This is a genomic window from Streptomyces sp. NPDC006309 (assembly GCF_040613095.1).
Taxonomy (GTDB): domain Bacteria; phylum Actinomycetota; class Actinomycetes; order Streptomycetales; family Streptomycetaceae; genus Streptomyces.
In genome coordinates this window covers 30,893-43,649 of sequence record NZ_JBEXRO010000017.1, presented here as the reverse complement: position 1 = coordinate 43,649, position 12,757 = coordinate 30,893, and the positions used below count along the sequence as shown (strand labels likewise).

Here is a 12,757-nt window from a genome sequence, read left to right as displayed (position 1 = left end):
GGAGCCGGAGCCAGGGCCAGGAGGCCAAGGCCCGGGACCAGGCCCGGGGTCAGAAGGCCAAAGCCGGGACCCGGGCCGGGAGGCCAAAGCCGGGACCGGCCCCCCGGGGGTGTCAGCTCAGGTGGCCGGCGCCCGCTCGGTGGTCGACGCGGGCGGGCACGGCGTGCGGCCGGTCCACCCGGGTGCGCAGGACCGGCGTCCAGCCGGCCCCGGACCGCAGGATCTCGCCGGGCACCTGGGCGTTGTGGGCGGCGACGAGGTCCACCGGCGCGCCGTTGACGTAGTTGTCGGCGGCGGTGACCGGCGCGTCCTTCCACTTCTTCAGCACCGACCCGGCCGTGGCGCCGTCCGGCAGGGTGAACGCGTTGTGCTCGGCGACGAGCTGGGACTCCATGCCGATGCCGTAGCTGTAGGAGTAGCCGTCGCCGGCGACGAAGTGGTTGTTGTACGAGTCCACCTGCCCGAAGCGGACGCGCGGGGCCCGCTCGACCAGGTTGCGGAACAGGTTGTGGTGGAAGGTGACCTTGAGGTGGCCCCGGTCGACGGCGGCCGTGGCGACGCTGTCGCTGTTGCCGATGAGGATCGTCTTGTCGTGGTTCTCGAAGACGTTCCAGGAGGCGGTGACGTAGTCGGCGCCCTTGACGATGTCCAGCTCGCCGTCGTGCTGTTCGTAGATCCGGCCGTAGTAGGACGGCAGGGTACTGTCGGGATGATCACCGTCGGTGAAGGTGTCGTGGTCGATCCACACATGGGCCGACCCGTAGACGACGGCACTGTCGTACTCGGAGTTCCAGTTGCCGTCCGCGGTGTCGGTCGGGTCCCACTGCGGGAAGCAGTCGAGGGGGCTCTCGAAGGCCAGGTTGCGGACGATGACGTTGTCGGCGTCCTTGATCTGGAGGCTGGCGCCCTGGAAGCCGGCGTCGCGGCCGATGCCGACGATCGTCGTGTTGGCGGGGACGGCGGCCTTGATGAAGGCGTCCTGGCGGGCGGCGGAGGCGCGGCGCAGGCCCTCCGGGCTGTCGTCGGGCTCGGCGTCGAGGGTGCGCGCCCGCCCCCAGACCGCCGGGTCGTAGGTCTTCAGATAGGTGCCGAGGTCGTAGCCGGGGACGGCGAACGCGTCGCAGCCCGGCCCGTCGGCGTCGATCGTCCCCTTCACCCGGACGATCTTCGGTGCGCTGCCGCCGTCGGCGAGGGCGGCCTTGAACTGCTCCCAGGTGCTGACGGTGTACACGTGCGCGGGGTCGGCGGCGGCCCCGCCGGTGGTGCCGGTGCCGTAGGACGCCCAGCCGTCCCCGGCGGGCAGGACCTGCCGCTCCGGGGCGGTGCGGTGGCCGGCGGCCGTGCCGGACGCGGCGGCGGTGCCGGTGAGGGACAGCACGAGGGCCGTGCATCCGGCCAGCGTTGCTATGACACGTCCATGACAGTGCGGTGTAGGCATGGTGCGGCTCTCCTCGATGTCGATGACGGGTCAGGACTGCCGTGGGGGCGGCCAGGTGATCCAGGACGCCGGGACGTCCTCGTCCAGCCGGACGACGTCGCGCCGGGCCAGCACCCGGGTGCGCAGCAGCTCCCGCGCCACGAGCCGTGCCACGGCGATGGCGCCCGGCGGGTTGAAGTGGGTGTTGTCCTGCTCGGTGGCGGTCCAGTTGAAGTAGGTCTTCGTCTCCTCCACGCCGAGCCGCTGCCACAGCGCGAGCGAGAGCGCCTCGATGTCGAGCAGCGCCACCCCCTCCTCCCCGGCCAGCGCCCGCATGGCCGCCGGGTAGTCGCCGTGGGTCGGCAGGGCGTTGCCGTCGGCGTCGAACCTGCGGCGCTCGACGGGGGTGGCGAGGACGGGCCGGGCCCCGCGGGACCGGGCGCCCGTGACGTACCGCCGCAGGCACTCCTGGTACGTCGTCCAGGGCTCGGTGTACCGGGCGGGGTCGGTGGCCTTCTCGTCGTTGTGCGCGAACTGGACGAGCAGCAGGTCACCGGGGTGGATGACGGCGAGGACCGCGTCGAGCCGCCCCTCGTCCAGGAAGCTCTTCGAACTGCGGCCGTTGACCGCGTGGTCGGCGACGGCGACGCCCTGGTGGAGGAAGAAGGGCAGTGCCATGCCCCAGCCGGTCTCCGGGGCCTCGTCGGCGGTCTTCGCGGCGGCCGTGGAATCGCCGGCGATGTACAGGGTGCGGGTACGGTGCCCGGCGGCCCGGGCCGTGCCGGTCACGCCGAGGGCGAGGGGTGCGGCGACAGCGGTGAGCCCGAGCTGTCTGCGCGTGAGGGACACAGGGGGTGCCTTTCGGACGCGGGGGAACCTGCCAGGGGTGCGGTGCGGTGTCCGGGTCGCGGCTCCGCCGCGGGGGCGCGGCCGGCCGGAGCCGGCGGCGGGCCCCCGCGGACCGGAACCGCCCGGGCGGTCAGTGGTTCTTCTTCCAGTCGGCCTGGGCCTTGTCGAGCTGGTCGGCCAGCGTGTCCAGGAACTCCTTCGCGCTCAGCTTCCCGAGCAGCACTTTCTGGAAGTTCGGTTCGTTGTCGGCCTTGGAGAGGGTGTTCCAGTCCGGCAGGTAGTACGGCAGCTGCACGACCTTGGTGTCGGCCCCGTTCAGCGCCTCGGCGGCGAGCTTCGTCGGCTCCGACGCCCGCACCCACGCGTCCTTCGCCGCCTCGGTGTTCGCCGGCACCTGTCCCGCGACCCGGTTCCACCTACTGTTGGACTCGTGCGAGGCGGCGAACTCGATGAACTTCCAGGCGGCGGCCTTGTGCGCGCTGGACCTGAACAGCGCGAGCCCGTCGACCGGGTTGGAGACCTGTACCCGGGTGCCGTCGTCGAGGGTCGGGTTGGGCACGCCCCTGAAGCGGCCCTTCAGCGCCTTCTCGTGGTCGGCGTAGGACCCCAGGTTGTGGCTCAGCATCCCGATGGTGCCGGAGTCCCACTGCGCGACCATCTTGGTGAAGTCGTTGTTGACGTCGGCGGACGGGGTGTCCTTCTTGTACAGGCCGGCGTACTTCTCCAGCGCGGCCACGTTCCTGGGGTCGTTGACGGTGGTCCGGTCGCCCTTCCAGAACGACGTGATCCCGCTCTGCCCGTACATCGCGTCCAGGGCCTGCGCGATGGACCCCTCGCCGCCGCGGATGGTGTACCCGAAGCGGTTGCGGCCCCGGTCGGTGAGCTTGCCGGCCGCCGCGTAGAACTTCGTCCAGGTGGTCGGCGGGTCCAGTCTGGCCGCCGCGAACAGGTCGGTGCGGTACCACAGCGTGCCGTTGTTGGCGGAGGTCGGCACGGTGTACGTCCGGCCGGCACCGCCGGCGGCCCTGACGCTCTCCAGGAACGTCGCGTTGAGCTTGCCCTTCAGGGAGCTGCCGGAGATCCGGTCGTCGAGCGGCTCCAGCGCGCCCTGCGCGGCGACCTCGGCGAGCATGGCCGTACCGATGCCGCCGACGTCGGGCAGGCCGCCGCCCTGGATGGCGGTGTCGTACTTGGACTGGACGCTCGCGGCGGGCACACCGACGTACTTGACCTCGATGTCGGGGTACTTCTTCTCGAAGTCGGCGATGATCTGCTTCCACACGTCGGTGCGGACACCGCCGTTGTTGTCCCAGAACGTGATCGTGCCCTTGCCGGAGCCCTCGCCCCCCTTGTCCCCCGCGCTGCCGCTGCCGTTGTCGCCGCAGGCGGTGGCGGCCAGGGCGAGGACGCAGGCCAGGGCGGTGGCCGGGGCGGCCCGTCTGCTGGTGCGGATACGGATGCTGCTCTTCATCGGTCGGCTCTCTTCTTCTCTTCTGGTTCTCTGCTGATCCAACGGGGGAACGAAGCGGTGGGACGCGCGGCGGGACGGGCCTACAGGGGGGTGAACCGGAACCGGGTGAAGGTGGCCGTCCCCGCGGGCCCCGGTCCCCGGGGGGCGGTGGCGAACAGGCCGAGCAGGGCGCCGACCCAGCGCCAGGGGGTGGCCGCGAAGACGGGCCCGGACGGGCGCGGGCCGTCCCCGAGGTCGTAGCCGAACCGGCAGCGCGCCCCGGCCCCGACCTCGATCCGCAGCCGTACCCGCCCCCCGGGCGCGGGGCACGACGCCCCGGCGTCGCGTTCGCCGCCCCACGGCCCCGTGGCCGGGGCGGGCGCCGCGCCGGGGACCGCCTCCGCGAACCTGTGCACGAGCCGGACCGTCCCGCCGGCCCCGCGCTCCAGCCCGATCCAGGCGTACGCGTCCCCGAGCACCGCGAGCCCCGCCCGCGCGCCCGGTTCGGTGCCGTCCAGCCGCAGTTCGACCTCGACCGTGCCGGGCGGGCCGGGCAGCCGCTGGGTGAGGATGTTCGGCAGCCTGCGCGGGTCGCCGGCGTCGGCCGAGCGCAGACAGGTCAGCCGCAGGCCGTCACCGGAGTGCCGGACGGCCCAGCCGTCGCCGGGGTTGGCGGTCCACTGCCACTGCCGGCCGTACCGGCCGCCGGGGAAGTCGTCGTCGGTGGCGGGCGCGGCGGGCGGCTGCGGCGGCAGGGCGGGCCGCCGGTGCACGGCGACGGGGACGCCCTCGTCGCCCAGCACGGGCCAGCCTCCCCCGCTCTCGGCCTCGCTCCAGCGCATCGGCTGGAGGTGGACGACCCGGCCGTACGCGCCGCGCTGCTGGAAGTGCAGGAACCAGTCCTCGCCGGCCGCGGTGCGCACCCAGCCGCCCTGGTGCGGCCCGTTGACGCCGGTGTCCCCCTGCTCCAGGACGATCCGCTCCTCGTACGGGCCGAAGAAACCGCGCGAGCGGAACGCGCCCTGCCAGCCCGTCGCCACTCCCCCGGCGGGCGCGAGGATCCAGAACCAGCCGTCGTGCCGGTACAGTTTGGGGCCCTCCAGCGTGAACCAGCCGGGGATGCGGTCGCCGTCCACGATCACCTCGCCCTCGTCGAGCAGTGAGGTGCCGTCGGGGTGCATCCGGTGGCCGGTGAGGCGGTTCTTCACGCCGGAGCGGGACCTGGCCCAGGCGTGCACGAGATAGGCGCCGCCGGTCTCCTCGTCCCACAGCGGGCACGGGTCGATCAGCCCCTTGCCCGCCTTGACCAGGTGCGGACGGGTCCAGGGGCCCCTGATGTCCGGGGCGTTGACCTGGAAGATCCCCTGGTCGGGGTCGCCCCAGAAGATCCAGAAACGGTCGTCGTGGTGCCGCAGGGACGGCGCCCAGACCCCGCGGTCGTGCCGGGGCGCCGCGAACTCCTCCTCGGGTTCCAGGCGGGCGAGGGCGTGGCCGACGAGGGTCCAGTGGACCAGGTCCCGTGAGTGCAGCAGGGGCAGGCCGGGGACGCGGCCGAAGCTGGAGGCGGTGAGGTAGAAGTCGTCGCCGACCCGGACGACGTCCGGGTCGGACCAGTCGGCGTCCAGCACCGGGTTCGTGTAGGTGCCGGGAGTGCTCATGGGCCGACCGCCCTGCGGACCAGGGCCGCCGCCTCGTCCCGCCGCAGCCGTCCGTCGGCGACGACGGTGACGATCCGGCGTACGACGGTCCCGCCGGGCGCGACGGCCAGCCGCTCGCCGTGCGCCAGGGAGGAGCCGACCCCGGGGTACTCGGCGGCCCGCACGAACCACGGGTCCCGCCGGGTCTCCCCGGTGGCGCCGGCGAAGACCAGCGTCCAGTCGGCGCCGGCCAGTGCCAGCCAGTCGGCGCGGGTGCCGTGCACCTCGCTCTCGCCCTCCCGGCCCGCGGTGAACACCCGTGGCGTCCCCTCCTCCTTGCGGGCCCGCCAGAAGAAGCCGCCGTAGGCCGCGCCGGGCCGTCCGTTGGTGGCGGGGCTGCCGATCGACAGGGGGCCGGGGGTGATGTTCGTGAGGGAGAAGGTGAGGTCCAGCGCCCAGGCGGTGGCGGTGAGCCCGGTGACGGCGACGGTACGGCGCTCGCGCAGCAGCTCGGTGCCGGCGGCGGCCCAGCGCAGCTCCTCCACGAAGCCGTCGGGGTCGCTCAGCTGGAAGCCGGTGTGCCGCTGGACGCCGTGGTCGTCCAGTTCGGCCGGCCCGCGGTCCCGGACGAAGGTCCGCCCGCCCCAGAAGTTGTGCCCCTCGACGTCGGGAACGGCGACACCGACGCCGAGGTGGTGGGCGTGGTCGGCGGGGGACACCTCGGTGACCGCCGTACCGGCCAGGGTGGTGACGGGGTGCAGGTAGGGGCGCGGGGAGAGCCGGGCGGGCAGCTCGGGCCGGAAGACGTACCGGCCGACCGGGCGGCCCGCGGCCCGCAGCACCAGGGTGTCCTTCGACGTCATCGGGTGCTCACCTCTTTCGGTGGCGCCCAGTCGGCGCCCAGTTCGGAGTAGAGGGCGAGACGGTCGGCCGACGCCGCGACCAGGTCCTCGATGCCGGGCACGATCCGGCGCCGTTCGGCGGGCAGCAGCCGCCAGGCGTGTCCGGGCAGCGGTGCCGGGTCGGGGGCCGTCCGGACGGCCTCGACGACCCGCATGAAGGCGCCCGTCTCGGCCGGCGGCACCAGCAGCCCGTCGCCGCCGGCCAGGTGCCCGGCCAGGTTCTCCAGCAGGTCCGTGCGGCCGTACACCAGCTCCTCGGGGCCGTGGCCGGCCCGCTGGAGCAGTACCCGGTCCTGCTTGTACCAGAAGGTGATCCGGCCGGCGCTCCCGTGCACCAGCACGTACGGCTCCCCGGGCAGTTCGGCGCACAGGGTCGCCGCGACCGTGACCGGGCCGCGCGGGGTGCGGACACGGACGCAGGAGGTGTCGTCGGACTCGATGGCGTTGGCGCGCAGCAGCTCGGTCTCGATGCCGGTGACGTCCTCGGCTCGGGTGGTGCCGAGCACGGCGAGGCCGGTGGCGACGGCGTGCGCGAGGGGGTTGGTGAGCACGCCGTCGACCACGTCGGTGCCGTGCAGGCGCCGCCGGCCCGCCCAGGGCGCGCGCCGGTAGTAGGCCTCGTCGCGGGCCCAGGCACCGGCGCCGCCCACCCCTCTGACCTCGCCGATCGCGCCCTCCGCGACGAGGCGGCGGATCGCGGGCACGGCGTGCGAGCCCAGCGACTGGAAGCCGATCTGGCAGGCGACGCCGGCCTTCGTGACCCCGTCGGCCATGCGGCGGAACTCGGCGTAGGAGGGCGCGGGCGGCTTCTCCAGCAGCACGTGCGCCCCGTGCCCGGCGGCGGTGAGGGCCAGCCCGGTGTGGGTGGGGATCGGCGTGCAGATGACCGCGATCCGGGCACCGGTGGCCGCCAGGAGCGCCCCGAGGTCGGCCGACTGCTCCGGTGTGCCGAGGCCGTCCGGGATCTCGTCGGCGGCGAGCGGGGCCGGTTCGCAGATCCCGGCCAGCCGGACGGCGCCCCGGGCCTGGAGGCGGCGGATGTTGTCCAGGTGCCAGCGGCCGTGTCCGCGCGCGCCCGCAAGGACCACGGGTACGGTCATGGCGTCCTCCCCGCGCCCGTACGGCGGGCCGTCGGCCGGGAGGTGACCGGGTGGCGTGTCATCCCTTCACCGCCCCCGCGCTGAAGCCGGTGATCAGCCACTTCTGGATGAAGGCGAACACGATCACCACGGGTACGGCGGCGATGATGCCGCCCGCCGCCAGGGCGCCCAGGTCGACGCTGTCCGCGCTCATCAGGGTGTTGAGGCCGACCGGGATGGTCTGCTTGCTCTGGTCGGAGAGGAACATCAGGGCGAACAGGAAGTGGTTCCAGGCGTGCACGAAGGCGAAGGAGCCGACGGCGATCAGTCCGGGCCGCAGCAGCGGCAGGACGACGATCCGGAAGGCGGTGAAGCGGTTGCAGCCGTCCACCCAGGCGGCCTCCTCCAGCGAGTAGGGCACGTTCCGGATGAACCCGCTGATCAGGATCATCGACAGCGGCAGCTGGAAGACGGTCTCGGCGAGGACGACGCTGCCGAGGGAGTTGATCATCGAGAGCTTGGCGAAGATCTGGAACAGCGGCACCAGCAGCAGCGCGCCCGGCACGAACTGGGAGCACAGCAGGGCCAGCATGAAGCCGCGTTTGAGCCGGAAGTCGAAGCGGGCGAGGGCGTAGCCGCCGGCCAGGGCGACCACGGTGGTCAGCAGCAGGGTGGCGACGCCGACGTAGACGCTGTTGCTGAAGTAGGTGCCGAAGCCGCGTTCGGTCCACACCTTCTGGAAGTGCTCACCGGTCATGGGCCAGGGCACGAGCGAGGTGGAGCCGGCCGGGCGGAGCGCGAAGAGCAGGATCCAGTAGAACGGGATCAGGGTGAAGAGGAGGTAGATGCCCAGCGGGACGTAGATCTGCCAGCGCGGCGCCTCGTCCCAGGCCCGCCGTTTCCGGCCGGCCGGTGCGGGGTCGGGCGCCACGCGCTCGGGTGCCGGAGCGATCTCGGTGATCACCTGGACCCACCTCCGAACTTGCTCAGCCGCAGATAGGCGATCGAGCAGAAGAGCAGGATGACGAACGCCACCGTGGTCAGGGCGGAGGCGTAGCCGAAGTTGTGGGCGTCGACGCTGGTCTTGGCGATGTAGAGCGGCAGGGTGGTGGTCTCGCCGGCCGGGCCGCCGCCGGTCAGGGTGTAGAGCAGGTCGACGTTGTTGAACTCCCACACCGCGCGCAGCAGCGTGGCGAGGACGATCGCGTCCTTCAGGTGGGGCAGCGTGATGTGCCAGAACTGCTGGAGCCGGCTCGCCCCGTCGACCTCGGCGGCCTCGTACAGGTCCCGGGAGACGGACTGGAGGTCGGCGAGGATGAGGATCGCGAAGAAGGGGACGCCGCGCCAGAGGTCGGCGGCCACCGCCGCCGGGAACACCGTGGAGGTGTCCGACAGCCAGCTGGTGCCGTAGGAGCCCAGGCCCGCGTCGGCGAGGTAACGGGTCACGCCGGTCTGGGAGTTGTACAGCAGCACCCAGATCGCGGAGGTGAGGACGCCGGAGACGGCCCAGGGCGAGAAGACGAGGGCTCGGCCCACCGCCCGCCCCACGAAGGTCTGGTTGACGATGAGCGCCAGGGCGAGGCCGAACAGCAGCTGCAGCCCGACCTCCACCACGACCCACTTGGCGCTGAAGGTCAGCGTGTCCCAGAACTGCGGGTCGTGGGCGAAGGCCTGGGTGAAGTTGCCGAGGCCCGCGAAACCGTTCCGCCACGGCTTGGTGGGGTTGTAGTCCTGGAGGCTGTAGTAGAAGACGTTGAGCACCGGGTAGGCGATGAAGCCCAGCATGAGCAGGGCCGCTGGGGCGATCAGCAGGTACGGCAGCCTGCGCGGGGTCGCGGAGGCACGGCGCCGCCGGGGTGGCGCGGGCGGTTTCGCCACGGCTGCGGCTTGGGCCATGACTGTTCTCCGTTCACAGGGGGCGGGTGCAGCGGGTGGGCCGGGGACCGGGGCCGGCCGTAGGAAGCGCTTGCTACATACACATGGGTGAGGGCCTCCGCCCGGGTGGGGCGGTCAGCCGGCGTACGGGTCCGGGACCGTTCCCGGGCGGGCGAGGAACTCGAAGTCGCAGCCGGTGTCGGCCTGCGTGATCTGCTGCTCGTAGAGGGCGCCGTAGCCGCGCTCGAACCGGGCGGGCGGCGGGGTCCACGCGGCCCGCCGGCGCTCCAGCTCCTCGTCGTCCACGTGGAGGTGCAGAGTGCGGGCCCCGACGTCCAGGGTGACGAGGTCCCCGTCGCGCACCAGGGCCAGCGGTCCGCCGACGTACGACTCCGGGGCGACGTGCAGGACGCAGGCGCCGTAACTCGTGCCGCTCATCCGGGCGTCGGAGATGCGGACCATGTCCCGCACGCCCTGCTTCAGCAGGTGGTCCGGGATGGGGAGCATGCCGTACTCGGGCATGCCCGGGCCGCCCTTGGGGCCGGCGTTGCGCAGCACCAGCACGCTGTCGGCGGTGATGCCGAGCGAGGGGTCGTTGATGGTGCGCTGCATGGTCCGGTAGTCGTCGAAGACGACGGCCGGGCCCGTGTGCTTCAGCAGGCGGGGCTCGGCGGCGATGTGCTTGATGACGGCGCCGTCCGGGCAGAGGTTGCCGCGCAGCACCGCGACCCCGCCCTCGCTCGCGACCGGGTTGCCCCGGGGCCGGATGACGTCGTCGTCGTGGACCCGGGCGCCCGAGAGCTGCTCGCGCAGGGTGTCGTGCGCCACGGTCGGCCGGTCCAGGTGGAGCAGGTCCGTGATCCGGGAGAGGAAGCCGGGCAGGCCGCCGGCGAAGTGGAAGTCCTCCATCAGGTACCGCTGTCCGCCGGGCCGGACGTCGGCGAGGACCGGGACGGTGCGGGCGACGCGGTCGAAGTCGTCCAGGGTGAGCCGTACGCCCGCCCGGCCCGCCATGGCGATCAGATGGATCACGGCGTTGGTGGAGCCGCCGAGGCCCAGCACGGTGGTGACCGCGTCCTCGAACGCCTCCGGGGTGAGGATGTGGGACAGTCTCCGGTCCCGGTGGACCAGGTCCACGACGGCCAGGCCGGCCCTGGCGGCCATCCGGTCGTGCCCGGAGTCCACCGCCGGGATGCTGGACGCGCCCGGCACGGTCACGCCGAGCGCCTCGGCGGCGGCCGTCAGCGTGGACGCCGTACCCATGGTCATGCAGTGGCCGGGTGAGCGGGCCAGACCGCTCTCCAGCTCGGTCATCTCGCAGTCGCCGATGAGGCCGGCCCGCTTGTCGTCCCAGTACTTCCACATGTCGGTGCCCGAGCCCAGGACCTCGCCCCGCCAGTGCCCCGGCAGCATGGGCCCGGCCGGCACGAACACGGCGGGCAGGTCCACGGAGGCGGCGCCCATCAGCAGGGCGGGGGTGGACTTGTCGCAGCCGCCCATCAGCACGGCGCCGTCGACCGGGTACGAGCGCAGCAGTTCCTCGGTCTCCATGGCGAGCATGTTGCGGTAGAGCATCGGGGTGGGCTTCTGGAAGGTCTCGCTGAGGGTGGAGACCGGGAACTCCAGCGGGAAACCGCCCGCCTGCCACACCCCGCGCTTGACGGCCTGGGCGCGGTCGCGGAGGTGGACGTGGCAGGGGTTGATGTCGGACCAGGTGTTGAGGATCGCGATGACCGGCTTGCCGAGGTGTTCCTCGGGCAGGTAGCCGAGCTGGCGGGTACGGGCGCGGTGGCTGAAGGAGCGCAGGCCGTCGGTGCCGTACCACTGGTGGCTCCTCAGATCCTGCGGACTCCTGCGGGGTGCGTTCATATCGACCACCCGGCGGCGATGGCGGCGACCTCGGCGCGCTCGTCCTCGGGCAGCGGCCGGCTCGGCGGGCGGACGTCCCGGCGGCACAGGCCGAGCGCGGCGAGGGCCTCCTTGACGACGGTGACGTTGTTGGCGTTGCCGTGCGCGGCCCGCAGCTCCTCGAAGCGGCGGATCTGCTCCCAGATCTTCATGGCGGCCGGATAGTCACCGCAGCGGAGCGCTTCGAGCATGTTCCGGGAGACGGTCGGGGCGACGTTCACCAGCCCGGAGGTGAAGCCGGTGGCGCCGGCGGAGAAGTAGGAGGGGGCGTACGGTTCGGCGAGGCCCGCCACCCACACGAAGCGGTCCAGGCCCGCGTCGCGGGCGAAGGCCGCGAACCGGGCGGCGTCCGGGACGGCGTACTTGACCCCGATGACGTTCGGGCAGTGGCCGGCGAGTTCGGCGAGGCGGGCGCCGGGCAGCTGGGCGTTGCGCAGGTACGGCACCACACCCAGCTCCGGCACGGATTCGGCGATGGCGCGGTGGTAGTCGACCCAGCCGGCCGCCGACACGTACGGGTGCACCGGCTGGTGGACCATGATCATGCCGGCGCCGAGGTCGCGGGCGTGCCGGGCGGAGGCGATCGCGGTGGGCAGGTCGTGCCCGACCCCCACGAGGACCGCGGCGCGGTCGCCGGCCTCCTCGACGGTCCACTCCGCGACCAGGCGGCGCTCCTCGGGGGTGAGGGCGTAGAACTCGCCCGTGTTGCCGTTCGGGGTGAGGGTGGTGATCCCGCCGTCGAGCAGGCGACGCAGCAGGGCCCGGTGGGTGTCCCGGTCGACGGAGCCGTCCTCGGCGAACGGGGTCACCGGGATGGCCACCACGTCGGCCAGGGCCGCCCGCCGGGACTCGAACGTCACGCTGCTCATTGATGACCTTCCGCTGGGAGGAGCTCGGGGAAAGCACGGCGTACGAAGGACCCGATGTGGGCGCGCAGGGCGCCCGCCGCGCCGTCCGCGTCCCCGTCCAGCGCCAGCCGCAGGATCTCCCGGTGCTCGGCGGCCTCCCGCTCCCAGGAGGGGTCGGCCGCCCAGGCCACGGCGGAGACGAGGGCGGCCTGGTCGCGGACCTCGTCCAGCATCCGGCCGAGCAGCGGGTTGCCGCACGGCAGATAGAGGGCGCGGTGGAACTCGCGGTTCGCCAGGGAGCGTTCGGCGGTGTCGGTGGCGTCGTCGGCGCGGGTGAGCGCGTCGCGGGCGGCGTCGAGGCAGGCACCGCGCCCGACCGCCCGCCGCAGGGCCTCCGGTTCCAGCAGCAGCCGCACGTCGTAGACCTCGCGCGCCATGTCCGCGTCCACCATGCGCACCGTGACGCCCTTGTACTGGCTCATCACGACCAGACCGGTCCCGGCGAGGGTCTTCAGCGCCTCCCGCACCGGGGTCTTGGACACCCCGAACTGCGCGGCCAGTTCCGTCTCGACCAGGGCCTGACCGGGTGTCAGCACCCCGGTGAGGATGCGGTGTTTGATCGCGTCGAGCACGACTTGCGTGCGGGACGGGATCGGGATGGGCACAGAGGTCATGCGGCCCTCTCGGATCACATATCGCGTCTCATATATGACGTACGAAGTACGACGCGTCGAAGGTAGGAGGGGACGCGTGTTTCGTCAATGCTTCTGGCAGAGGAAGCCGCGACGACCG

At 72.8% G+C, this 12,757-nt stretch carries 11 protein-coding genes; all 11 read right to left on the bottom strand.

Annotated elements, in window-relative coordinates:
* Nucleotides 1–112: 112 nt before the first annotated feature.
* Entirely contained in the window at nt 113–1,438 is a 1,326-nt protein-coding gene (locus ABZ117_RS21835) for a pectate lyase (RefSeq protein WP_356823136.1), read from the bottom strand.
* A 30-nt stretch (nt 1,439–1,468) separates the two neighbouring features.
* Nucleotides 1,469–2,266 (bottom strand): rhamnogalacturonan acetylesterase, encoded by a 798-nt coding sequence (locus ABZ117_RS21830; protein WP_356823135.1) that lies wholly within the window; start codon nt 2,264–2,266, stop codon nt 1,469–1,471.
* Between the two features lie 130 nt (nt 2,267–2,396).
* Nucleotides 2,397–3,737, bottom strand: coding sequence for a sugar ABC transporter substrate-binding protein (locus tag ABZ117_RS21825; protein WP_356823133.1), 1,341 nt, complete (start codon nt 3,735–3,737; stop codon nt 2,397–2,399).
* Between the two features lie 80 nt (nt 3,738–3,817).
* Entirely contained in the window at nt 3,818–5,374 is a 1,557-nt protein-coding gene (locus tag ABZ117_RS21820; RefSeq protein ID WP_356823131.1) for a family 43 glycosylhydrolase, read from the bottom strand.
* Nucleotides 5,371–6,216: a PmoA family protein gene (locus tag ABZ117_RS21815; RefSeq protein WP_356823129.1), complete on the bottom strand. Its 846-nt coding sequence runs from the start codon at nt 6,214–6,216 to the stop codon at nt 5,371–5,373. The genes ABZ117_RS21820 and ABZ117_RS21815 overlap by 4 nt, the downstream gene beginning before the upstream one ends.
* Nucleotides 6,213–7,355 (bottom strand): Gfo/Idh/MocA family oxidoreductase, encoded by a 1,143-nt coding sequence (locus ABZ117_RS21810; protein WP_356823127.1) that lies wholly within the window; start codon nt 7,353–7,355, stop codon nt 6,213–6,215. The genes ABZ117_RS21815 and ABZ117_RS21810 overlap by 4 nt, the downstream gene beginning before the upstream one ends.
* A gap of 58 nt (nt 7,356–7,413) precedes the next feature.
* Complete coding sequence (locus ABZ117_RS21805; protein WP_356823125.1) at nt 7,414–8,298, bottom strand: carbohydrate ABC transporter permease; 885 nt, start codon at nt 8,296–8,298, stop codon at nt 7,414–7,416.
* Nucleotides 8,295–9,230 (bottom strand): sugar ABC transporter permease, encoded by a 936-nt coding sequence (locus ABZ117_RS21800; RefSeq protein WP_356823123.1) that lies wholly within the window; start codon nt 9,228–9,230, stop codon nt 8,295–8,297. The genes ABZ117_RS21805 and ABZ117_RS21800 overlap by 4 nt, the downstream gene beginning before the upstream one ends.
* Before the next feature lie 114 nt (nt 9,231–9,344).
* On the bottom strand, nt 9,345–11,078 hold the full coding sequence (gene araD / locus ABZ117_RS21795) for an L-arabinonate dehydratase (protein WP_356823121.1): 1,734 nt from the start codon (nt 11,076–11,078) through the stop codon (nt 9,345–9,347).
* The gene (locus ABZ117_RS21790; RefSeq protein WP_356823120.1) at nt 11,075–11,986 is read right to left on the bottom strand and encodes a dihydrodipicolinate synthase family protein; all 912 of its coding nucleotides are present in this window, start codon (nt 11,984–11,986) and stop codon (nt 11,075–11,077) included. Before ABZ117_RS21790 ends, araD begins: the two co-directional genes overlap by 4 nt.
* Nucleotides 11,983–12,639, bottom strand: a complete 657-nt coding sequence (locus tag ABZ117_RS21785) for a GntR family transcriptional regulator (RefSeq protein WP_356823118.1) — start codon at nt 12,637–12,639, stop codon at nt 11,983–11,985. Before ABZ117_RS21785 ends, ABZ117_RS21790 begins: the two co-directional genes overlap by 4 nt.
* Nucleotides 12,640–12,757: the final 118 nt, after the last annotated feature.

Bases quoted from the DNA above. Each gene is read 5' to 3' on its own strand.
- ABZ117_RS21835 (WP_356823136.1), bottom strand. From the start codon at position 1,438: ATGCCTACACCGCACTGTCATGGACGTGTCATAGCAACGCTGGCCGGA.
- ABZ117_RS21825 (WP_356823133.1), bottom strand. From the start codon at position 3,737: ATGAAGAGCAGCATCCGTATCCGCACCAGCAGACGGGCCGCCCCGGCC.
- ABZ117_RS21820 (WP_356823131.1), bottom strand. From the start codon at position 5,374: ATGAGCACTCCCGGCACCTACACGAACCCGGTGCTGGACGCCGACTGG.
- ABZ117_RS21815 (WP_356823129.1), bottom strand. From the start codon at position 6,216: ATGACGTCGAAGGACACCCTGGTGCTGCGGGCCGCGGGCCGCCCGGTC.
- ABZ117_RS21810 (WP_356823127.1), bottom strand. From the start codon at position 7,355: ATGACCGTACCCGTGGTCCTTGCGGGCGCGCGCGGACACGGCCGCTGG.
- ABZ117_RS21800 (WP_356823123.1), bottom strand. From the start codon at position 9,230: ATGGCCCAAGCCGCAGCCGTGGCGAAACCGCCCGCGCCACCCCGGCGG.
- araD (WP_356823121.1), bottom strand. From the start codon at position 11,078: ATGAACGCACCCCGCAGGAGTCCGCAGGATCTGAGGAGCCACCAGTGG.
- ABZ117_RS21790 (WP_356823120.1), bottom strand. From the start codon at position 11,986: ATGAGCAGCGTGACGTTCGAGTCCCGGCGGGCGGCCCTGGCCGACGTG.
- ABZ117_RS21785 (WP_356823118.1), bottom strand. From the start codon at position 12,639: ATGACCTCTGTGCCCATCCCGATCCCGTCCCGCACGCAAGTCGTGCTC.